This window comes from Streptosporangium sp. NPDC049248 (genome assembly GCF_040678965.1).
In the GTDB taxonomy this organism is placed as follows: domain Bacteria; phylum Actinomycetota; class Actinomycetes; order Streptosporangiales; family Streptosporangiaceae; genus Streptosporangium; species Streptosporangium fukuiense.
Window position 1 is genome coordinate 92038 of record NZ_JBFAQY010000027.1, and the last position, 21225, is coordinate 113262.

Genomic DNA, 21225 nt, shown 5'->3' on the forward strand with positions numbered 1-21225 from the left:
AGTAGCGTGAGCCGGTGCCTAGTTCACCCTTTTTCGACTCCATCGCCGAAGCCCACCGGCAGTGGAACGCTCGCTGGCCGGAACATGCCGACCACATGGCCACCGTCACCTCCGTCATGCGGGTGCAGCAACTGCTGCTGAGCCGGATCGAGGAGACCCTCAAGCCGTACGGCCTGACCTTCGCCGCCTACGAGGCGCTGCAACTGCTGGCATTCGCGCGAGGGGCGCTGCCGATGGGAAAGATGGGGGAGCGGCTGATGGTGCACCCCGCCTCCGTGACCAACGTCGTCACCCGCCTGGAGCAGCGCGGGCTCGTGGAACGGCGTGTCTCCCCCGACGACCGGCGCGTGGTCCTGGCCAGGATCACCTCCGCCGGGCAGACCCTGGCGTGGCAGGCGACCGAGGCACTCAACGAGAGCTCGTTCGGCCTGGCCGATCTCACCCGCGCCCAGGCCGTCGAGACCACCGACCACCTCCGTGACGTCCGCGCCGCCCTGGGCGACGTCCATCGGCCGGACCAGGCCGGAACGAGCCCGCGCGACCTCCCCGTGCACCCGTAGCCAGGGGGCGTCCAGCGGGCCACCCTGGAGCGCGCGATGCCGACGCGCCCCTGGGGAGCTCGACCTCCCCTCAGCGGGTGGGGGGAACGAACTCGGGCTGGTCGAGCAGGCGCAGCCAGCTGCCGTCGGGCTGGCGCCGGACGACCTGCGCACGGGCGCCGCTCCCGTCCTTCGGTGGAGTCGAGGTGAGGGCGATGTCGCCGCTGATCAGGGTCGGCAGCGGTTGTTCCTGCTCGAAGCGGGGACGGCCGGCCAGCACCTTCTCCCACAGCGCGCGGATCGCCTCCCGGCCCACCGTCCGGCCGCCGGGCGGATAGGCCATCACCGCGCCCTCCTCGTAGAGCGCGGCGACTCCGGCCGCGTCACCGGCGTTGGACCGTTCGACGAACAGGCGGGTGATGTCTTCGGGCCGCATGGCCTTCTCGTACTCCGGCATGGATTCCTCCCGGTGGTGGACCTCGGTGCCCACTAGCGTGGCCGCCCGGCGATCAGAAGTCCAACAGATGAATCTGCTGGTAGCTAGAAGTTTCAGATATGAATCCGGACTCCGGCGGCACAATCGTTCAAGACTGTCGGCGGCGCCTTGGCCTAGAACATTGCTCGCAGTGGATACGGCCGGAGGTGGGATGGATGGAGATCGGTTTCATCGGTCTTGGGCTCATGGGAGAGCCCATGGCCCTCAACCTGGTTCGCGCGGGGACGCCCCTCGTCGTCTGGAGTCGTACCGCAGGCAGGAGCGAGACGCTGCGGGCGGCCGGCGCGAAGGTGGTGACGAGTCCCGCCGAGGTGTTCCAGCGGGTGCGCGTCGTGTTCCTCATGCTGGCCGACGGCGCCGCGATCGACTCCGTGCTGGGGCGCGGGACAGCCCGGTTCGAGGCGAACGTCGCGCGGCGCGTCATCGTTCACATGGGGACGACCTCACCCGACCACTCCTCGGGACTGGAGGCCGACATCCTCGCCGCCGGGGGCGGTTATGTCGAGGCCCCGGTCTCAGGATCGCGTGATCCCGCCAAGGCCGGGCGGCTCGTGGCGATGCTGGCAGGCCGGCTCGCGGCCATCGAGGAGGTTCGCCCGCTGTTCCGGCCGATGTGCCACGAGACGGTGGTGTGCGGGCCGGTTCCCTCCGCGTTGCTGATGAAGCTGTCGGTCAACCTGTTTTTGATCACCATGGTGACCGGCCTGGCGGAGGCCGTGCATTTCGCCGACCGCCACGGCCTCGACCTGCGCCTGCTCCTGGACGTGCTCGATTCCGGCCCGATGGCCAGCGGTGTCTCGCGGGTGAAGGCGCTCAAGCTGGTCGAGCGCGACTTCGGCGCTCAGGCGTCGGTCGCCGACGTGCTGATGAACAACCGGCTCATCGCCGAGGCGGCGCGGAAGGCCGGCCTGGCCTCGCCGCTGCTGGACGTCTGCCACGCCTTGTTCGGCGAGACGCTCGCGCTGGGGCATCATCACTCGGACATGGTGACCGTCGTCCGCGCGATCGAGGCCAGGACCGGATCGACCCAGGGAGCACAGGAATGACCACACACCCGATCGTGATCGTCACCGGCGGGACGCGGGGAATCGGCAGGAGCATCGTCGAACGGCTGCGCGCGGACGGGTTCGGTGTCGTCTTCACGCATTCGAACTCCGACGACGACGCCCGGACGCTGGAAGCCGCCCTCGACGGCGCCGACGTCCCCGTCCGTGGTCTTCGTGTCGACGTCACCGAGGAGGACGCTCCCCAGCGGCTGTTCCACCTCGCCGGGTCCTTCGGCGAGGTGGCGGGCCTGGTGAACAACGCCGGGGTCACCGGCAGGATCGGCCCCTTCACCGGCCTGACCGACGCCGACCTGCGGCGCGTCGTCGACGTGAACCTCGTGGCGCCCGTCCGGCTGTGCCGCGAGGCCGCGCGGCACTGGGCGGGGCGGGCGCCGGGGGCGGCGATCGTCAACGTCTCCTCGGTCGCCGCCCGTACCGGATCGCCACACGAGTACGTCGCGTACGCCGCGACCAAGGCGGCGCTCGAGACGCTGACGATCGGTCTGGCCAAGGAGCTCGCCCCGGACGGCATCCGGGTCAACGCCGTTTCGCCGGGAACGGTCGACACCACCATCCACGCTCGCGCGGGGGAGCCGGGACGAGCCCGGCGCGTCGCGGGGCGCATCCCCTGGGGACGACCGGGCAGGCCGGAGGAGATCGCCGAGGCGGTCTCGTGGCTGATGTCGGGCAAGGCGTCCTACGTCACCGGTGCCGTCCTCAACGTCACGGGTGGGCTGTGACACCGGCGAGCGCGGCGACCCACCTCGCCGGCGTGAGGCCGTAGGCCCGTTTGAACATCCGCGTCATGTGGCTCTGATCGGCGAATCCCGCCCCCAGTGCGGCGTCGCACAACGGCATGCCGCCCGCCAGCATCCGGCGTGACCGGTCCAGTTGCCGCATGGTGCGGAAACGGGTCGGGCTGGTGCCGAACGCGGCCCGGAACTGACGCGCGATCGTCCAGCGGTCCAGGCCCGAGACGTCCTCGAACTCCTCAACCGTGTGCCTGACCGCCGGATCGTCGGCGATGAGGTCCCGCACGCGCGACAGCGGCTCCAAAGCGAGCGGTGCCCGCTTCCTCAACGGAGCGGAAGAGTGCCTCTCCAGCATCTCCGCGACCAGGAGCGCGACCTCGAGACGTTCGAGGTCGCCCAACGGTTCGTCGATGTCCGCCAGTGACGCGAGAAGGGACGGATGCACGTCGCGATGCCCGACGACAGGATCGGCGACGAAGGGGAGCGGTCTTCCGCCCAGCGCCTCCTGGACGAGGAAAGGGTCGATGTAGATGATCCGGTAGCCGAATCCCTCGTCGGTACCCGCCGCGCCGTCATGGGTTTCGTCGGGGTGCAGGATGTGCCACTCTCCGGGCAGGCAGTGCCGCAGCTCACCGCGGTAGCGGAAGGTCTGCACACCCCGCAGTGTCATCCCGATCGCGTACGTGTCGTGGCGGTGTGGTGAGAACGCCTCACCGACCAGCGACGCCTCGAGCCGCTCGATCCCCTCGGTGCCGGAGCCGAACCGCAGCCGATGCCCGGGCAGGTTCCCGCCTGCCGGCAGGCGCCGGCACAGGGCTCGGAGATTCGGTTTCCGTTGCATCTCCACGAAGCTACCCGCCCCGTAGGGCACGTCGCGGCCCGCGCGGCTTTTCGGCGGGGTCGAAGAAGCGATCCCAGGGGTTGTGCGGTGTCGGTCGGGGCATTGGGCGCTCTGCCTTCGGGGTAGCGGTCGGCCAGTGGCGTTACTCGACGTAGGGCGGGAACAGCTTCTCGGCCGCCGCGCTCAGTTCGGTGACCTCGGCCACGCTGAGCACCGCGTTTTGCCGAGAGATCCAGCCCGGCACCTGGGAGGCCCGCAGGAGTGGCACCCCTGAGACCCGCATGACGCGCAGCAGCGGTACCGCGGGCCCGTGGATCGCCACCACCGGTGCGACCTTCACCGGTCGTTTGAGCGCTCTGCTCAGCGTCTCCGAGATTCTGCCCGCCTCGTAGATCACTGAGCCCACCACCTTGTCGCCCGAGGTCCGCCCGACGCGCACGTACCCGCGGCGGCCCCGCCGGGTGATGCGCTTGCGCTTGTCCCAGTTCTTCGTGTCTACGACGAACAGGCCCCCAGGCCCGATCACCAGGTGATCCACATTCGCCTTCCCGTAGGGCAAGGTCCGATCGTGCAACACCGTGTAGCCGTGCCTGCTCAAAGGACGCAGCATGCGAGCCGTCCGTCGCTCACCCGCGGCACCTTTGCGCCAGGTTCTCACCGCCTCGTGCTTTCGCCACCGGGTGAGCGCGTCGATCCCAGCGACGAGCGCCGTGGCGATCAGGCCCGCCCACCAGCCCCACAGCCACGTCACCACGGCGAAGACCGCCACGGCGAGCGCAGCCTGTTGGATCAGGCGCCGAGTGCGTCCCTCAGCCCAGGCCGCACGGTACTGCGCGTGAGCCGAGGCGCCGGCTCCGGTCGGTCGGGCAGGACGAGGTGAAAGCGGGGACGAGGGAGTGGCCATCGTGCGACCTCCGGGCGTGGGGGAGCGGAGCCTGGCGCGAGGGAACCCCCTCACGGTACGCAGTACCGCCGGCAAACACACCCCTGATGTCGACCTGCCCGACGACGAGGATGATGAGCCGCTCGATCGCGGGCCGGGCTGCGGCTTTTGGGCCGGTTCCGGCCCGCACCATCCCAGGGAGGCCGAATCGGTTCAGCGTTATCTAGCGAGGAACCCCGGGTGTTCACGCCCGGGAGGAATCGCTTCCCGGTCCTGGGGTTGTGAACGTCCGGTCGTTGGTCCGGGCGCTCCTGGTTTTCGATGTACTTTTTGATAAGGCTCAAAAGGGCGCCGCCGCGGGAGGCGGCGACGTAGGACGGAGACCGCAAGCGGCCGCCCCGCAGATACCTGTGGACAGCGGGATACTCCTTGCGCAGCAGGCGGGCCGAGACACCCTTGAGGGAATCGACCAGGGCCGCAAGGACGACCTTGGGCGGGCAGCCGACGAGCAGGCGGACATGGTCGTACTCGCCGTTGAACTCAACAAGCCGCACACCTCGATCATGATTTCTTCGCAGCGGCGCGGCGGCGCAGCGGCGCGGCGGCGCAGCGGTTCGCCGGTGAAGACCCCGCACCGATGCCCGGGTGTGAAGACCGAATGCGCGTGCAGCGTGCGGACAACGGTTCGGCCCCGGCCCCGGCGCAGGTCGGATTCCTATCACGGTGACATGGGCCAAAGGATAGTTTGGGCGTTGTGAAGCTGGTGGTGCAGGTGAGACTCCTGCCGACGCCCGAGCAGGCGGCGGCGCTGGAGGCGACCCTGCGCGCGGTCAACGCCGCGGCCACCTGGGTCTCAGCGCTCGCCCACCACCGGCGGGTGTTTCGCAACTACGACCTGCGCCGGCATGCTTACGGGCAGATCAAGGACGACTACGGGCTGGCGGCCCAAGCCGCGCAGCATGTCGTCAAGAAGGTCGCCGACGCCTACGTCACGCTGCACGCCAATATCCGCCACGGCAACCTGGGCAAACCTGGCTCCGTCCGGCGTGAGCGGGTCTTGGCCACGCCGATCGTCTTTCGCCCCGGTGCGGCCCAGCCGTTCGACGACCGCTGCCTGTCCTGGCAGATGGAGGCGCGGACGGTGTCGATCTGGACCACGCGCGGGCGGATGAAGAACGTGGCGTTCACCGCCTCTGCCGATCAGCTCACGATGTTGGCCGCCTACCGCAAGGGCGAATCGGACCTGTTGTATCGCGACGGTAGGTGGTTCCTCATCGCCACCTGCGACCTGCCGGACGTGCCGGTGCGCACCCCGAACGGGTTCACCGGGGTGGATCTGGGAATCGTCAACATCGCGACCACAAGTGGCGGGGTTCGCCACAGCGGCAAAACCCTGAACGCGGTCCGCCACCGCCACCGCGAGCTGCGCCGCCGCCTGCAGGCCAAGCAGACCAAGTCCGCCAAACGGCTGTTGAAGCGGCGTCGCCGGGCCGAGGCCCGGTTCGCCGCGAACACCAACCACATCATCGCCAAGCAGATCGTGACCGAGGCTGCACGCACCGGGCAAGGCATCGCCCTGGAAGACCTCCAGGGCATCCGTGACCGGGTACGGCTCCGCAAGCCCCAGCGGGTCACGCTGCACTCATGGAGCTTCCACCAGCTGGGGGGCTTCATCGCCTACAAGGCCGCCCGCCAGGGCGTCGCCGTTGTCCACGTCGATCCGGCCTACACCTCGCAGGCCTGCTCGGCCTGCGGGCATGTGGACAAGAGGAACCGGCCCGGCCAGGCGACCTTCTCCTGCACGTCGTGCGGCTTCGCTGAGCACGCCGACGTCAACGCGGCCCGTAACATCGCCTCGCGCGGGGTGGCGGGCTGGGCAGTGAGTCACGCTGCCGACGACGCGGCCTGAACCGTCGAACCCATCGACGGCGAGGAGCTGCACGCTCGGTCGTTTACGGCCGAGAAGCTGACGCCGGTTATTGCTTGTCGCGGTGGTGGTCGAGCAGGTGGGTGAGCAAGCCCACGGCAGCGGCGGCGCCGTTGGGCCACCGGGCCGGAGCGGGCGCGGGTCCGCGAACTGGAGCGGTAGAACGCCGAGCTGCGCGAGAAACTGGCGTCCTTGAAAAAGCGGCCGCCTTCTTCGCGGCCGAGAATCGATGACGCTCGCCGAGTTCGAGCTGACCGATGCGGAGAAGGCCCACCACGCGATTAATGCGTATCTCCCTTATGGGCCGGTGGTCGGGGCCCAAGCCGGGGAGGCGGCGCATCAGACGTCGATGGAAGGGCGGCCACGGCACTCCATCGCCCGGATATCCGAACCGTCCATGCCAGCACAAACTTGTAAGGCGCCGAACAGAGCGGGTGCCCCGGCCGGAAGGCCGGGGCACCCGCTTGCGTCGGGCTCTGCATTGGCCGAGCCTGCGCCCAGGTGGCCCTGGTGAGTGTGCGTAGGTTCGACACCCTCCTCAGGGCCGCCCGCTCAGGTGGCTCTCGCTGATCAGGTTTGCTCAAGCGACGATCGAGATGACCGTGGCAGTCGCACCGACGACTTGGAGCGCCGCGTCAAGCACCGCGGAGAGGTTGAGCTTGACGCTGTTGTTGCAGCTCCATCTGTAGGTCGGGGACGTGCGCCATGCCTGGACGATTTCTGGAATCCGGCCGGCCACTACCCGCAGACCTGGGGGACCGGCAGGCGTGGGACGCCGCCTACCACGACCTGCCGCTGCGGATGGCCGGAGCCGCAGCATCCTCCTGGCCGACCTGTTCCCCCCCCGCCGGCCTCGCCGGATCACGGCATCGCGCGCAAGGTCCTGGACCGCTTCGTCCGTGCCCGCCTGGTTTCTGTCGACGAGGACAGAGCCGAGATCACCCACGAAGCCCTGACCCATGCCTGGCCACAGCTGCGTACCTGGATCCAGACCGACCGCGCGACTCTCCTGGTTCGGCGGCAACTCGACGACGACGCGCGCGAATGGCTGCGGCACGGCCGTGATCCGGCGTTCCTCTACCGGGGCACCCGGCTCGCCGGGCTGACGGAGGCGTCGCCGCGCTGGGAGTACGCCTCCACGTTTGGCGCAGAGTTGACGGAGGTACCCCTGCTGGCCGCCACCGCCTGGAGCGTCGCCCCCACCCCCGAGGCCCGGCGTGCCCTGATCACGACCACGCCGGCCCCTGCTCGGGCCGTCTTCAGCGGGCACACCGGGCGCGTCAACGCAGTCGCCATCAGTCCCAAGGGGGGAATCGTGGCAGGAGGTGGCGACGACGGCACGGTCCGGCTGTGGGACATGGCCACAGGCCGTGCGGTCGGCAGACCGATGACCAGCCCGGAGGAACTCGTCAATGACCTCGCCTTCACCCGCGACGGCAGCCTGCTCGTCGTGGCGAGCGAGGTCATGACAGAAGATTTCAGCGGGCGCCGACGGCGCGATTCGCCTGTGGGACGTCGCAGACGGTTTCAACCTCAGCCCGCTTATGGTCTCCAGTAGCGGCAACGTCGCGGCGTGGCGGATCGCCTTCACCCCCGACGGCACCACTTTGATCAGTGTGGACAGCGACGAAACCATACGGTTCTGGGACCTCGCCACCAGCAAGCAAATCGGCGAGCCCATCACCAGAGCCGGGCTGTCGCTGGCGCTTACCCCCGACGGCACGACGCTGGTCACCGTGGGCGAAGGCAATGTGATCGTCCTGTACGACACCCGCGCCCGCCGCCAGGTGAGCGTGCCGTTCATCGGCCACATCGGCCCCGCCCTCGACCTCGCCGTCTCCGCCGACGGCCGCACCCTGGCCAGTGCGGGTGAAGAGGGCACCGTGCGCATCTGGGATCTTGCCACTGGGCGCCAGGTCGGTCGGCCACTCACTCAGAAGGGCGGTGAGACGATCCACGCGATGGACCTGGCCTCCGACGGACGCACCGTCGCGACCTCCAGCGTCACCGGCGGCCGCCTCTGGGATGTGACCGCGCGGCGGCGGTTCGGCGACCTCATCGCCAAAGCGGAGTTGGGCTACAGCGGCCCCGTAGTGTTCGGCCCCGACGGAAAGACCCTGGCAATCGGCGAGACCGACGGAACCATCCAGCTGTGGGACGTGCCCACCCAACGGCGAAATGGCCTGCCGCTGCTCGGCCACACTGAGAGCCCCGAATTCTCCACGGCTTTGGTGCTCGCCCTGGACTTCAGCTCCGACGGCGGCCTGCTTGCCAGCTCCGGTATCGATGGCACCCTGCGGTTCTGGGACGTTCGCCGCCACCGCCAGATCGGCGCCGCGCTCGTGGACGCAGCAGGTGTGTCCGTGGCGTTCAGCCCGGATGGGCGTCTCCTGGCGGTCGGCATGGCCGACGGGACGGTCCGGTTGTGGGACACCGCAAGCCGTCAGCGGATCGCCGTGCTGCATGCTCACCGCGCCAATGTGGCGGACTTGGCCTTCAGCGCGGAAGGCACGTTGCTGGCCACCGCAGGCGCTGATCGGACGATCCGGCTGTGGGACATGGAGACCCGCCGTCAGGTCGGCCAGCCGCTCGTCGGCCATGCCGGCATCGTGCGGAGCCTCGCCTTCGCTCCGGAGGGTGACCTGGTCGCCGGCGCGGGCCAGGACGCCACCATTCGGCTGTGGGACGTGGCCACCCAGGCGGCATTCGGCCGGGTTGCGGTGAAGTCCCGCCGGATTCATCGGTGGCGCGGCCGGGGCGGCAGCCCTCGTCGATCTGTGCCTGGCGGACCCGGGTGCGCAGTGTCTCGGCGATGCCGATGCCGGAATTGCCGCGTCCCGGAAGTAGGGCAGGGGCGGTTACGCCTCCGTGCCAGGGGTGTGCTTGACCTCAACCGTGGTTGAGATTGCACGATGGGCGGCCGGGGCCCGCCCACAGCAGACCTTGAGGAGTGTGTTCCTTGAGCACGGATTCCGGTTTCTATTCGATCATTGACTACACCGTCGATGGCTTTGACACGCAGCGTGAGCTTGTGGAGGCCTTCGCGGAGATCCAGGAGCGGTGGGTGCGTTTCTACCCCGGGTACCGCTCGGCCCGTTTCCACGTGAGCACCGACGGCACCCGCGTGTACAACATCGTGCACTGGGCGAGCGAGGCGGACTACCGCCACTTCGTGGAGACTTCCGACACCGATGGCCGGACGGCCGCCATCGGCAAGGCGCTGGAGAGCCTTTCCGGCAAGGCCGAACCACGCATGACCGGAGTGCCTACCTACACCGTCGTTCGGGAAGTCGGTCCCGGGCCCCAGCGCCGGGATGCCTGATCGCCCGAACCGCTGGCGGCGCCGCCCATGCCGCCGGCTGAGACCAACCACCTTCGATCAACCACGATCACTGTGCAGGACGTTTCATGAAGCTTGAGATATACGCCGATGTGCTGTGTCCCTGGTGCTACATCGGTAAAAGACGCCTGACCACCGCATTGGCCGCGCATACCGGCCGCGACCGCGTTGAGATGATCTGGCGCAGCTACGAGCTCGCGCCGGAGGAAGGCCGGATTCCCGGCCCGACCGCCGCCGAGGCCATGGCCGGCTGGTGGGGCGAGCAGGCGCCCGCCCGCGTTGCACGGATCCGGTCGCTGGGTGCAGCGGAAGGCCTAGAGCTGAACCTGCACCTGGCCCGTCCGGTGAACACCTTCGACGCGCACCGGCTGAGCAAGCTGGCCGCCGACCGCGGCCGGGCCGACCAGATGATGGAGCTGCTGCTGCACGCGTACCACACCGAGGGTCTCAACGTGGCCGATGCGCAGGTCCTGCAGCGCCTAGGCGGTGAGGCCGGGCTGGACGGCGATGAGGTGCGCGCCGTCCTGGCCGGTGACGAGTACGCCGGACAGGTGCGCGCCGACCGGCGCCGCGCGGCCGAGCACGGCGTCACCGGCGTTCCGAGCCTGGTGATCGACGGCCGCCCGCCGGTCTCGGGAGTCCAGCCCGTCGCCGAACTGCAGCGGCTGCTGGAACACGATCCGACCGGCTCACACACCGCCCCGGCCACACTTGACCGGCCCGGGTGACGGGTGCTCCGGTCACGCCCTTTGCCCACGAGCTCTTTCTGGAAGGAATCGCATCTGCGATGGACATCGGTATCGGGTTGCCCGGTCATGCTCGGTGGACCGACGGCACAACTTTGTGGAGTGGGCACGCCGCGTAGATGAAGGCCCGCGAGGTGGCTTTCGGGGGTCTTGTCGGAGCGGAAGGCCAGAGCGCGCCACTCTTTGATCCGGTTGATGCACCGTTCGGCCGTGTTGCGCTGCTTGTAGAGCTCTGCATCATGGCTGAGCGGGCGGCCGCCACGGGAGCCGCGGTTCTTGTGGTTGGCCGCCTGGTCGGTCTTTTCGGGGATGACGGCCTTGATGTGGCGCCTGCGCAGATAGAGGCGGTTGCCGCGGGAGGAGTAGGCCTTGTCGGCGGCCACCGCGGCCGGGCGGGTGCGTGGGCGACCGACGGGCAGCCGGACCTTGATCCGGGCCAGGACGGCGCGGAGCCGTGGGCTGTCGCCGGCTTGGCCCGGGGTCAGGACGAAGGACAGCGGACGGCATCGCCGGTCGGCCGACAGGTGGACCTTGCTGGTCAGCCCGCCCCGAGAGCGGCCCAGCCCGGCCACCGTCGGCCGTATTCGGCGCCGCCGTCGTAACCGCCGGCGTCCGTCCCCGTCCCGGACTGCCGGTACGAAACCGTCACATCACCGCATTGAACCGCTGCCGCAGGTCCGGGATCGGACCGCGCTCACCCAAGGGCAGATGAGGATCGATCAAGGACCATTCCTCGTCAGTGAGATCCCCACGCGCCATAGCGATGGCCTACCAGGACCGCAAACCACCGCGCAGGCGAATCCCGCTGATCTCAACCCCGTACGGGCCCTAATCCGGCGGGGTGGTTCCGACGGCCTGGCGGAGCACCGGCTTGAGCACCTTTCCCGAGGCGTTGCGGGGCAGTGCCTCCATGACCTGCAGGCGTGTCGGCTTCTTGTAGGACGCCAGCCGGCTCTGGCACCACTCGGTCAGCTCGTCCAGGGTGGGCGGGGCGAGCGGGTCGGCCGGGACCACCACGGCGACCGGGGTCTCCCCCCAGCGCGGGTGCGGCGCGCCGACGATCGCGACGTCGGCCACCGCCGGATGCCCGGCCAGCACGTTCTCGACCTCGGCGCAGTAGATGTTCTCACCACCCGAGATGATCATGTCTTTCTTGCGGTCGACGACGTAGACGAAGCCCTCCTCGTCGGCGCGGACCAGGTCTCCGGAGTGGAACCAGCCTCCGGCGAACGCCTCGGCGGTGGCCTCGGGATTGTTCCAGTACCCCGACATCAGGGTGGGACCGCGGTACACGATCTCGCCGACCTCGCCGGGCGCGACGTCGCGCATCTCCTCGTCCACCACGCGGACGCTCACCGCCGGGACGGGACGGCCGACCGAGCCGATCTTCCGCAGCGCGTCCTCGCCCTCGAGGGCGCAGGTGACCGGTGACATCTCGGTCTGACCGAAGACCGCGACGTTGGGGACTCCGGGGAAGGTGTCGGCCATGGCCTGCAGCAGGGTGACGCTCGCCGGCGCGGCCCCCCAGGACATGGCGCGCAGGCGGGTGGCGAGGGCGGGCGCCCCCGGATGGGCGATGACCTGCTGCCACTGCGCCGGGACCAGGAACAGGTGGGTGACCCGTTCGCTCTCCACGGTCCGCAGCAGGTCGTCGGGATCGAACTGCTTGCTCGGCACGATGACGGTGGTGCCGCCGGTCGCGATGGACGGCGCGATCGTGCCGAGCGCGGCGATGTGGAACATCGGCGAGGCGCACAGGTTCACGTCGTCGTCGAGATGCAGCCGCCAGTACCGGATCAGCGTGCCGGACTGCCCGGCCAGGTTCAGGTGCGACAGCACGGCGCCCTTCGGGTGCCCTGTTGTCCCGGAGGTGTACATGATCAGCGCGGGCCAGCGCTCGTCGATGTCGGCGGCGGGCGGTTCCGCGGTGGACGCGCCGGCCAGATCGGCGTAGTTCAGGGTTTCCGGCCCGGCCTGGGCCGGGTCCGCGCCGACGACCACACACGTCGCCGGGGACGAGAGCGTGCCGCGCACCGCCGCCACGGCCGGGGCGAGAGCCTGGTCGGCGATCAGCGCGACGGAGCCGCTGTCCTTCAGGATGAAGGTGATCTCGTCGGCGGTGAGCCGGAAGTTCAGCGGGACAGCGAGCGCGCCCAGCAGGTTGATCGCGAGCACCGCCTCCACGTACTCCGGCCGGTTGGTCATCAGGATCGCCACCCGATCGCCCCGTCCCACGCCCTCGGTGGCCAGACCCGTCGCCAGCGCCAGCACCCGCCGGTGGAGTTCCGCCCAGGTGGTGGAGACTCCCTCGAAGCGCAATGCGACCCGGTCGGGGATGTGCCGGGCGTGGCGGGCGACCTGATCCAGCCAGTTGAGGCCGCCGCCGGGCAGCGTCACGGGCGTATGCGGGAAGCGGGAGTCGGTGTTCCGGGTGGAAGACAAGATTCCTCCGTCAGTGACGAACAGGGCGGTCCGGTCTTCGCGCCGGCCCGCCGAGGAGATGGCGGGCGAACCGTTACCGGACCTGCGGGGAAAGGGGGAGATCGGGACTGGCCGCCCAATCTGCTATTGGATGATTGTTCTGTCAAGACGCACTTACCGGGCTCCCTCCGATGCGCGACGGAGATCGACATCGGCTCCAACGCCACCGTCGCGACCGGCGGAAACGCCTTCCGGCAGGGAGCCGTTCCGTCGGTCGGCGATGGGTCGGTAGCCCGCCGAGGCGCAGGCGCAGGCGCGGTGGGCGCTGGGGCCGGCGACCCGCGCGGTCGACAGGTGGGCGCCGCCTCGGCGAGCGTGAATTCGTCCTGTCCCGCGCGGTGCGCACCGTGGGCGTCAGGAGGGAGCCGGCTCCTGGAGCCGGACCGGGCGGCCGGGCTCCGAGGGCCGCTGATCAGTGCCCTGGCCAGTACGGGGAGAACAGGTCGAACTTGTTGGGCAGGCCCAGCGCGTAGCGGGTGTCGTCGAGGGCGTAGAGCGCGTTGAACTCGGGGGGCAGGTAGAGCTCGTACAGCGTCGCCTTGGCCGCCGACGATCCGGCGGCGTCCAGAATGGCGTTCGCCGCCATTCGTCCCGCCTCGTTGGCCCCCTCCATGGTGGCGAGGTTGATGCTGTTACGGACGAAGTCCGCGGCGAGGTAGAAGTTGGGGATATTGGTCGTGGCCTTGGGGCGGTTACTCCAGGAACTGGGGGTGTTGATGAGCAACGGCTCGTCGTTGGCCACGGTGGACGTGGCCTCGCCGGTGATCGCCGGGTCGACGAACCAGGAGTGCACGAGCGAGTCGGGCAGCAGCGCCGCGCCGCCTGGCAGGGCGGCGCGCACCTGCGCGAGGACCTCCTGCACGATCTGCGGCCGGGTGCACTGCTTGGCGGTCTTCCCGAACAGGATGCCCGGGGTGTTCCAGTCCGACAGGTCGAGGGAGAGGCAGTCGGTGACCGTGCCGTCTCCGTACGTCCCGGCGAAGTCGTTCTTCCAGAACTGGGCCTGGCTGATCGAGGTGAGCGCCCACGGGCTGCCCGCGTAGATGAGGTGCCCCAGTGCGATCGGGCGGGGCTCCCTCAGATAGATCATCACGCCGTTCATCCAGTCCGTCTCGAGGTTCGAGAGCCGGGCCAGTGAGGAGTCGGCGGTCTTCATCGAGGTCGTCAGCAGGGGCTGCAGCCTCTCGACGGGCAGGGCCGCCACATAGTGGTCGGCGGTGACGGTCCCGGCGGCCCCGGTGGGGTCGGTCACCTGCGCGCCGGTGATGCGGCCACCGCTGTGGGTGAACCCGGTGGCGGTCCAGCCGACCTTGAACTCGACGCCGAGCCCGGTGAGATGGCTGATCCAGGGGTCGATCCACACCTCGTTCGACGGGCCGTTGAGCACCCGGTCGGGCGGGCCGTACGGGCCGAGGCCGATCGCGCTGAAGGCGAGCGCCTCGAACATCAGACCCATGGTGCGGGTGTTGGCCTTGTCCGGCTGGGCGGCCACCAGGGAGGCGGTGAACATCTTCACCAGCAGTTCCCGGTAGTCCTCCGACATCGCGCTCGACTTGATGAAGTCGGAGAACGCCATGTTCTCCCACTGGCCCAGGCGCCGTCGGGGGCCGCTGGTGGCGAACGCGATGATCTTGGAGACGAAGAACTCGATCTGCAGCAGCGGGACCGTTCTGACGGCGCTGAGGGCGGTCATCAGGTAGTCCCTGAGCGAATCCGGGGTGAGCACTCCGCCGAGGCTGCCGGGCACCGGGATGCGGAGCTGCTGGCCCTTGTAGGCGATCACCTCCAGTTGTGCGTTGACGAGGCTGTCCCTGGTGTTGCCGTTGCCGAACGGGATGCGGCTCATCGTGTCGGGGAGATTCTGGTAGAAGCCGGGGAAGAAGCGGAAGCCGTGCTCACCGGGCAGATTCCGGCGCCCGCCCGCGGCGGTCCCCGGCACCGGAATGCTCCGGGATTTGCCGCCGAGGGACTTGCGCTCATAGACGGTGACCTGGAAACCACGCTCGGCCAACTCCTGGGCGGCGCTCAGTCCGCCCATCCCGGCGCCGAAGATCGCTACCCGCTTGCCCGTGACCGACGCGGTCAGCAAGGAGGGGGCGGCCGCCCTGGCTCCCGGCGCACCCACCAGTGGCCCGACCGTCGCGGCGGCCGCGGCGGCCATCGCGCCCGTGACGAACCGACGCCGGCCGAGTGTGCCTCGACTGCCGTCTCGGCTTTCTTGCTCTTCCATCGATCCTCCAAGCTAACCGACACCTCTGTTGGTTCAGCTAGGCGGAACAATGAACGCACGGCTAACGTCTGTCAAGACTGAAATGTGCGCAAAGCGAAACAGGGGCGCTAGCGAGGATCGGGCTCGGTCACCTGGGACAGCCCGTTCCACAGGACGCGCATGGCCGCGTTGACCAGTTCCTCGCGTGGCACCGACGGATGCCGCGCCCACCACTGGGCCAGGCCGTCCGTGCTGGAGAGCAGCAACTCGACCACCGCCTGGGCGATCTCGGTCTCCGCGTCGAATCCGAGACGGCTCAGGTCACGCGCGAGCATCACGGCGACCGCCCGCGTCCGGGTCTCCCTGATGCCCCAGCGGACCGCCTTGATCTCGGGGTCGTTCTCGTCGGTGTGGTCGAACAGCAGGCGGCGGGCCATGGGGCGGTGCTCGGCGAAGCTGAAGTACGCGTCCAGAGTGGCGCGCAGTCGCTGGCCGGGGGATCCCGATCCGGTGATGCGGGCACCGATGTGCTCCACCAGCAGCGCGTTCTGCTCCTGCAGAACCGTGATCAGCAACACCCGCTTGGACGGGAAGTGGTCGTACAGGACCGAGCGGGTCACCCCTGCCGCCGTCGCGATCTCCTCCATCGCGGTGGCGTGGTAGCCCCGGGCCGCGAAGACGGTCAGGGCCGCCTCGGTGATGTGCGCGCGCCGAACTGATCCCCGCATGCGCTTTTTCGGTTCCTCGGTCTCCACGTCCCGCAGACTACCTCCGGCGGGGCGTTGACTCGTCGGTCAGTGCTGACTTACTGTTCCCATAACCGACATCTTCGTCGGTTATGACGGACTGTCTGCGGGAGGTCCGATGAGCGAACACGCCGATGTCGTCATCGCCGGAGCGCGCTGCGCGGGATCCGCGGCCGCGACGGCACTGGCCAGGCAGGGGCGCCGGGTGATCGCGGTGGATCCGGCGCGCTTCCCCAGCACGACCGTCTCCACTCACCTGCTCTTCGCCGGCGGCGTCGCCGAGTTGGCCCGAGTCGGTGCCCTGGAACGCGTCGAGAAGGCCGGCGCCCCCCGGCTCTCCCGTGCGCACGTCGGCGGCCCGGGCCTCGACGCGGGGGGCGGCTACACCCCCGTCGACGGGATCGACTACGGGATGTGCGTCCGGCGCGCCGCCCTGGACACGGCCCTCGTCGAGACGGCCCGCGAGAGCGGAGCGGAGATCCGGGAGGGGCACCGCGTCATCGACCTGCTCTGGGAGAGGGACCGGGCCGTCGGTGTACGGGTCCGTGACCCCAAGGGCCAGGAGTACGAGATCCGCGCCCACCTGGTCGTCGGCGCGGACGGCCGCCGCTCGACCGTCGCGCGCCTGGTCGGCGCCGAACACCCGCGCATCACCCACGCCAACGGCAGGGCCTGCTACTACGCCTACTACGAGGACCCTCGCGACGAGTGGCGCTCCACCGCCGCGATGTGGCTGACCGGCTACGAGCTGGGCAACGCCTTCCCGTGCGACGGGGGACTGGCGATGGTGCTGCTGATGCCGCCGGTGGAGCGGGTCGCCGACTTCCGGGGCAACCTGGAGGCGGAGTTCGACCGGACCGTCGGGTTGGTGCCGGGGCTGGCCGCGCGCCTGGAGGGCTGCACCCGGACTACGAAGATCGTCAGCTCCGCGGAGCACCCGTCCTACTTCCGCCGCTCGTCAGGGCCGGGCTGGGTCCTGGTCGGAGACGCGGGGCACTTCAAGGACCCGGTCACGGCGCAGGGCATCCGTGACGCCGTACGATTCGGGCGGCTCCTGGGCGAGACCGCCGCTGTCCTGGACGACCAGGTCGCGCTCGACCGGGCGACGCGGGCCTGGGAGCGGAAGCGGGACGAGCAGTGCGTGCACACCTACCACTGGACGAACCTGCTCGGGCGGGGTGACGGTCTGGCGCACGTGCAGTTCGAACTGCTGCGGGCGCTGATCGGGGGGCCGAGAGGAGTGCGCGGCCTGTTGGAGGTGTACTCCCGGATACGGGATCCGCGGGAGACCCTGGCCGTGAACGGCCTGGCCCGCGCGGCCGTGCGCGCGCTCCGGCACAACCCCGCCGAGCGTACGGCGGTGCTGGCAGGAGTGGGCAGCGCGGTGCGCGAACTGGCCCAGAACCGGGGAGAGGCGAAACGGCTGCTGGCCTGAGGGACATCGGCGCGCACGGGGACGGCGCTCCGGGCGCGTTCGTGACGGCCTCGCGGGCCGGTTCCCCACCGGAACCGGCCGAGCACTCACAGCGGTGCCCGGAACTCGAAGAGCGGGAGACGACGTGCGATCGCGCTACGTCGGGTACAGGGCGCCGAGTGCGAACTCATGGCGGATCCTCCGCGTGAAGGGTGCTCGCCCGATCGCCGACCGGCCCGCTGCCCTTGGACGCACCTGGCGGCCGCCTGTCAACAGCGAGGATCGCGCATATGCGCCGGGCCGAACCCGGCCGCTGTCACAGACGCCGCTCTCTCCGGAGACCGGTCGCCGGAGAGGTGTCCGGTCGTTCGCTGTCAAGGCGGTCGAGTGCGTCGCGGGCGGCGGTCGTCCAGAGCGTCGCGGCGGCCTTGTCCGCGATCGCCAGCGCCTGCCGGTAATGGTCCGCGGCCTCGTCGCGGCGCCCGAGAACGACGGCGAGATCGCCGAGGTGAAGCGCCACCGGGCCGAGGGTGAGCAGGCCGCTGCCCGCTCCGGCCAGTTCCCCCGAGGCGGGGCGTAGCCGGGCGTAGGCACGCTCCATCGCCGATCGGTCGCCGACACCGATGGCCGCCCGGGCGGCGAGGCAGGTGCGGACTTCGTAGAGCAGGTCGCGGGGTGAGTCGGGGAGGGCCCTGGCGGCCACTTCGGCTTCGTCGCGGCGGCCCGCGTCGAGCAGGATCAGGGGGCGGGCCCAAGGCGCGTACGGGCCCCAGCCCGCCTCCTCGTCCGCCTCCGGCCGCTCGCCCCGCTGGATGCGCAGGCACAGCAGGGCCAGAGGGAGAACGCCCTGTTCCATCCCCGGCATGCCGCTGCCGGCGAGTGCGGTGCTCGCGGCGCGGTAGGCGGCCTCCGCCTCGGCCAGGGGGCCGGTGACGGCCAGCCGCAGAGCGGCGTACCACTGGGTGAACACGCCCGCGAGGGGAATGTCGTGCTGTTCGGCGAGACGGTCCGCGGCCGCGGCGTGCGCGTCGGCCGTGACGAAGTCGGCGAGCGCGGAGTGGGCCTGGATGAGGATGAGGTGTCCGAGCACCTCGAAGGTCACCAGGTGGTGCCGGGTGGCCAGATCAACCAGTTCATCGCCGATCCGGGCACGACGCGGGGCCATGCCGGCCTGCTGGAAGGCCTGCATGAAGCGGCCGTTGAGGGCGAGGGCGAGCAGGGCCGGGTCTCCCAGCCGGCGGGCGATCGCCTCCGCCTCCCGCGCCGCCCGGCGTCCGCGGTCGGTGGGGACGCCGCGAAGTTCCAGGGCGAGGACGCTCAGCAGACGGCTGCGCTGTGCCGCCTGGCCCTCGGGCAGGGCGGTCAGAGTGCGTTCGATCACATGGACGATCTGCCGGGCGAGGTCCTCGTCGTCGTTGCGGGTCCAGATCGCGGGCACGTCGAAGGCGCTGATCACCTCGGCGGTCAGCTGCGGGTCGCCGAGTTCCTCGGCTGTGGCGATCGCCTCCGCGCGGTACTGCCTGGCGCTTTCCAGGGAGCCGGTCACGGCCAGTGCCCGCACCATGCCCATGACCGCCTCCAGCCGGCTGCGCACGTCGCCCTCCGCCGCCCGGTCGTGGGCGGCGAGGGCCTGCCGCCACAGCCGTGCCGCCTCGTGCGGGGCGAATCCCCGCTCGGCCTGCAGCGCCGCCGCGCGAGCGTAGCGGGCGGCTCGGGCGGCCGTGGACCGGCTCTCGGCGTGGCCGAAGTGGTGGGCGAGCGAGGTGATGTCACCCGGGTTCAGCTGTTCGATCGTCTCGGCGACGGCGGCGTGCCAGCGCGCCCGACGTGGCCCGGAGACGTCGTCGTAGAGCGTGTCGCGCACCAGGGCGTGGGCGAACCGCAGCCGGCCCGGTTCCCGCTCGGTCAGAAAGCCCGCGAGCAGCGCGGACTCCAGGGCGTCGACCACCAGGTCCTCGTCCGCCGCGAGGGCGACCAGCACGTCCACGTCGACGTCCCGGCCGATCACGGCCGCCTGCCGCAGCACCGTTTGTGCCGGTCGCGGCAGCCGCGCCAGGCGGTGGCGGATGACGTCCCGCACGCCCGCGGGAACGGCGTCGAGCGCCGCGGGTCCCTCGGCGTTGACCAGCCGCGCGAGCTCGCGGACGAAGAACGGGTTGCCGCCGCTGCGCCGGTGGATCACCTGCGCGGTCCGTGCGTCCAGGTCCCGCTGGACGACGGTACGGACGAGCTCGCCCGTGGCCGTCTCGGACAGGCCGCCCACGTACACCCGGGCCGGTTCCACGCGGGCGAACCCGGCGAGCGCGTCGGTCAGGGCGGGGGAGATCTCGGTGGCCCGGTAGGTCCCGACGAGCAGTGCCGGCCCGGCGGCGGATTCCGTCACCAGCGTGGTCAGCAGGTCCAGAGTCTCCGCCGCCGCCCGGTGCAGGTCGTCGAAGACCATCATCACCGGTGCTCGCCGCGCTGCCCCGGCCAGGTAGGAGGCGACCGCGTGGTGCATGCGAAACCGGGCCGCGGACGGTGTGGTCGCCGTGCCGTCCGGCACAGGGACCAAGGCGGGGGCGGGCCCGGCCCCGGCGGCGGCCAGGCCCTCGACGATCTGTGTCCACGGCCAGGTGCCGGGCACCCCGTCATGCTCGGGGCTGCGGCCCCACGCCGTGGTCCAGCCCCGCGCCGTCAGCGTGCCCGTGAGCGCCTCGGCGAGCGCGGTCTTTCCCGCGCCGGCGTCGCCGGAGACCAGGGCCAGGACGGGCCTGCCCCGCCGCACGGCGGTCGCGGCGGCCTCTTCCAGGCGACCCAGCTCCCGCGCGCGCCCGACGAACGGCCGCCCGGCAGGATCAGCGGGCGCCGGGTACGACACCGCCGCCTCCCGCGGTGACGGCATGACGCCGCCGCCGGTCTTGGCCGGGGCGGTGAGGTGGGGGGCCTGGGCGAGGATGTCGGCCTCCAGCCCTCGCAGCCCGGGGCCGGGATCCACGCCCAGTTCCCCGACCAGCACCTCCCGGGCCCGGCGCAGGACGGCCAGGGCATCGCCCTGCCGGCCCGACCGGTACAGCGACAGCGCCAGCAGCTTCCAGGCGTCCTCGCGCAGCGGATGGCCCGCGGCGTGGGCCTCCAGGTCAGGCACCGCCTCGGCGGCCAGCCCCAGCTCCAGCAGCGCCTCCGCGCGCCGCTCCACGGCCAGCAGCCGCAGGCCGTCCAGGCGGGCGATCTCTCCGCGTGCCCACGCCTCCTCCGCGAACTCCGCGTACGCCGGGCCCTGCCACAGGGCCAGCGCCTCCTCCAGGCCGACCAGCGCCTCCCCGGCCCGCCCTGCCGCCAGCAGCGAGCCGGCCTCACCCGCCGCCGCCTCGAACCGCCAGGCGTCCACCGACCGCCGCTCCGCCCGTAGCGTGTAGCCGGGGGAGGCCGTCACCAGCAGCCGGGCGGGCTGCCGGGGAGGACGGTCCGGTTCCAGCGCGCGGCGCAGCGCGGAGACGAACGTCTGGATCACCCCGACCGCCCCGCCCGGGGGCCGGTCCCACAGATCGTCGACCAGGCGGTCGACCGGGACGACCTCGCCCCTGGCGATCAGCAGCCGCGCCAGTACCGCCCGGTGCCGGGGACCTTTCAACGGAAGCGGGCCGTGCTCGTCCGAAGCCTCCAGCGGGCCCAGCACACCGAAGGTCACCGCTCGTGCCGTCGCCTCGCTGGTCATGTCACCCGATGTTATCCGGCCGTCTCGGCCGGGCCCTTGTCGGCAGCGCCGCTCAGCCGCCGCTCAGCCGCCGCTGACCGGCTGCTGAGCGCCGGCGGGCAGGCTGGA

General features: G+C 70.6%; 17 protein-coding genes and 2 pseudogenes. 10 read left to right on the forward strand and 9 right to left on the reverse strand.

Annotated elements, in window-relative coordinates; translation table 11 throughout:
* The first annotated feature begins 14 nt into the window (after positions 1-14).
* Complete coding sequence (locus tag AB0K21_RS34910) at positions 15-560, forward strand: MarR family transcriptional regulator (protein WP_364155910.1); 546 nt, start codon at positions 15-17, stop codon at positions 558-560.
* A 70-nt stretch (positions 561-630) separates the two neighbouring features.
* On the opposite strand, the gene AB0K21_RS34915 is transcribed toward AB0K21_RS34910, so the two are convergent.
* Positions 631-996 carry a nuclear transport factor 2 family protein gene (locus tag AB0K21_RS34915; protein ID WP_364155912.1) on the reverse strand — a complete coding sequence of 122 codons (366 nt, stop codon included), beginning with the start codon at positions 994-996 and terminating at the stop codon, positions 631-633.
* Between the two features lie 194 nt (positions 997-1190).
* On the opposite strand from AB0K21_RS34915, the gene AB0K21_RS34920 reads away from it, so the two are divergent.
* Both AB0K21_RS34920 and AB0K21_RS34925 read left to right on the forward strand, forming a co-directional pair.
* Positions 1191-2081, forward strand: coding sequence for an NAD(P)-dependent oxidoreductase (locus tag AB0K21_RS34920; RefSeq protein ID WP_364155914.1), 891 nt, complete (start codon positions 1191-1193; stop codon positions 2079-2081).
* Positions 2078-2821, forward strand: a complete 744-nt coding sequence (locus tag AB0K21_RS34925) for an SDR family oxidoreductase (protein WP_364155916.1) — start codon at positions 2078-2080, stop codon at positions 2819-2821. Before AB0K21_RS34920 ends, AB0K21_RS34925 begins: the two co-directional genes overlap by 4 nt.
* On the opposite strand, the gene AB0K21_RS34930 is transcribed toward AB0K21_RS34925, so the two are convergent.
* From AB0K21_RS34930 to tnpA, 3 genes are all read right to left on the reverse strand, one after another.
* Positions 2805-3674 (reverse strand): AraC family transcriptional regulator, encoded by an 870-nt coding sequence (locus tag AB0K21_RS34930; protein ID WP_364155918.1) that lies wholly within the window; start codon positions 3672-3674, stop codon positions 2805-2807. The two genes, AB0K21_RS34925 and AB0K21_RS34930, sit on opposite strands and share 17 nt — an antisense overlap.
* Positions 3675-3816: 142 nt before the next feature.
* Positions 3817-4443 (reverse strand): nuclease-related domain-containing protein, encoded by a 627-nt coding sequence (locus tag AB0K21_RS34935; protein ID WP_364155920.1) that lies wholly within the window; start codon positions 4441-4443, stop codon positions 3817-3819.
* A gap of 185 nt (positions 4444-4628) precedes the next feature.
* Complete coding sequence (gene tnpA, locus AB0K21_RS34940) at positions 4629-5279, reverse strand: IS200/IS605 family transposase (protein WP_364155971.1); 651 nt, start codon at positions 5277-5279, stop codon at positions 4629-4631.
* Between the two features lie 23 nt (positions 5280-5302).
* Between tnpA and AB0K21_RS34945 the strand changes: the two genes are divergently transcribed.
* From AB0K21_RS34945 to AB0K21_RS34970, 6 genes and pseudogenes are all read left to right on the forward strand, one after another.
* Positions 5303-6466 carry a transposase gene (locus AB0K21_RS34945; protein WP_364155922.1) on the forward strand — a complete coding sequence of 388 codons (1164 nt, stop codon included), beginning with the start codon at positions 5303-5305 and terminating at the stop codon, positions 6464-6466.
* 574 nt (positions 6467-7040) lie between these two features.
* Positions 7041-7541: pseudogene (locus AB0K21_RS34950) on the forward strand (hypothetical protein); the annotation flags it as partial.
* Positions 7542-7637: 96 nt separating this feature from the next.
* The gene (locus tag AB0K21_RS34955; RefSeq protein ID WP_364155974.1) at positions 7638-8042 is read left to right on the forward strand and encodes a hypothetical protein; all 405 of its coding nucleotides are present in this window, start codon (positions 7638-7640) and stop codon (positions 8040-8042) included.
* On the forward strand, positions 8029-9387 hold the full coding sequence (locus AB0K21_RS34960) for a WD40 repeat domain-containing protein (RefSeq protein WP_343969551.1): 1359 nt from the start codon (positions 8029-8031) through the stop codon (positions 9385-9387). The genes AB0K21_RS34955 and AB0K21_RS34960 overlap by 14 nt, the downstream gene beginning before the upstream one ends.
* Positions 9388-9434: 47 nt before the next feature.
* Positions 9435-9806, forward strand: a complete 372-nt coding sequence (locus AB0K21_RS34965) for an antibiotic biosynthesis monooxygenase (protein ID WP_343969554.1) — start codon at positions 9435-9437, stop codon at positions 9804-9806.
* 86 nt (positions 9807-9892) lie between these two features.
* On the forward strand, positions 9893-10552 hold the full coding sequence (locus tag AB0K21_RS34970) for a DsbA family oxidoreductase (RefSeq protein ID WP_343969558.1): 660 nt from the start codon (positions 9893-9895) through the stop codon (positions 10550-10552).
* Between the two features lie 131 nt (positions 10553-10683).
* Here the strand turns inward: AB0K21_RS34970 and AB0K21_RS34975 are convergent.
* The 4 genes and pseudogenes from AB0K21_RS34975 to AB0K21_RS34990 form a co-directional block, all read right to left on the reverse strand.
* Positions 10684-11329: pseudogene (locus AB0K21_RS34975) on the reverse strand (IS5 family transposase); the annotation flags it as partial.
* Positions 11330-11398: 69 nt separating this feature from the next.
* Positions 11399-13012, reverse strand: coding sequence for a long-chain-fatty-acid--CoA ligase (locus AB0K21_RS34980; protein ID WP_343969561.1), 1614 nt, complete (start codon positions 13010-13012; stop codon positions 11399-11401).
* A gap of 451 nt (positions 13013-13463) precedes the next feature.
* Positions 13464-15281, reverse strand: a complete 1818-nt coding sequence (locus tag AB0K21_RS34985) for an FAD-dependent oxidoreductase (protein WP_343969564.1) — start codon at positions 15279-15281, stop codon at positions 13464-13466.
* A 107-nt stretch (positions 15282-15388) separates the two neighbouring features.
* Positions 15389-15988 carry a TetR/AcrR family transcriptional regulator gene (locus AB0K21_RS34990; protein WP_343969567.1) on the reverse strand — a complete coding sequence of 200 codons (600 nt, stop codon included), beginning with the start codon at positions 15986-15988 and terminating at the stop codon, positions 15389-15391.
* A gap of 136 nt (positions 15989-16124) precedes the next feature.
* Between AB0K21_RS34990 and AB0K21_RS34995 the strand changes: the two genes are divergently transcribed.
* Positions 16125-17441 (forward strand): NAD(P)/FAD-dependent oxidoreductase, encoded by a 1317-nt coding sequence (locus tag AB0K21_RS34995; RefSeq protein ID WP_343969570.1) that lies wholly within the window; start codon positions 16125-16127, stop codon positions 17439-17441.
* Positions 17442-17736: 295 nt separating this feature from the next.
* On the opposite strand, the gene AB0K21_RS35000 is transcribed toward AB0K21_RS34995, so the two are convergent.
* A complete protein-coding gene (locus AB0K21_RS35000) occupies positions 17737-21117 on the reverse strand; it encodes a BTAD domain-containing putative transcriptional regulator (protein ID WP_364155926.1) in 3381 nt (1126 codons plus the stop codon).
* Positions 21118-21225 lie beyond the last annotated feature (108 nt).

Bases quoted from the DNA above. Each gene is read 5' to 3' on its own strand.
- AB0K21_RS34970 (WP_343969558.1), top strand. From the start codon at position 9,893: ATGAAGCTTGAGATATACGCCGATGTGCTGTGTCCCTGGTGCTACATC.
- AB0K21_RS34995 (WP_343969570.1), top strand. From the start codon at position 16,125: ATGAGCGAACACGCCGATGTCGTCATCGCCGGAGCGCGCTGCGCGGGA.
- AB0K21_RS34960 (WP_343969551.1), top strand. From the start codon at position 8,029: ATGGTCTCCAGTAGCGGCAACGTCGCGGCGTGGCGGATCGCCTTCACC.
- AB0K21_RS34930 (WP_364155918.1), bottom strand. From the start codon at position 3,674: ATGCAACGGAAACCGAATCTCCGAGCCCTGTGCCGGCGCCTGCCGGCA.
- AB0K21_RS34925 (WP_364155916.1), top strand. From the start codon at position 2,078: ATGACCACACACCCGATCGTGATCGTCACCGGCGGGACGCGGGGAATC.
- AB0K21_RS35000 (WP_364155926.1), bottom strand. From the start codon at position 21,117: ATGACCAGCGAGGCGACGGCACGAGCGGTGACCTTCGGTGTGCTGGGC.
- AB0K21_RS34920 (WP_364155914.1), top strand. From the start codon at position 1,191: ATGGAGATCGGTTTCATCGGTCTTGGGCTCATGGGAGAGCCCATGGCC.
- AB0K21_RS34990 (WP_343969567.1), bottom strand. From the start codon at position 15,988: ATGCGGGGATCAGTTCGGCGCGCGCACATCACCGAGGCGGCCCTGACC.
- AB0K21_RS34985 (WP_343969564.1), bottom strand. From the start codon at position 15,281: ATGGAAGAGCAAGAAAGCCGAGACGGCAGTCGAGGCACACTCGGCCGG.
- AB0K21_RS34915 (WP_364155912.1), bottom strand. From the start codon at position 996: ATGCCGGAGTACGAGAAGGCCATGCGGCCCGAAGACATCACCCGCCTG.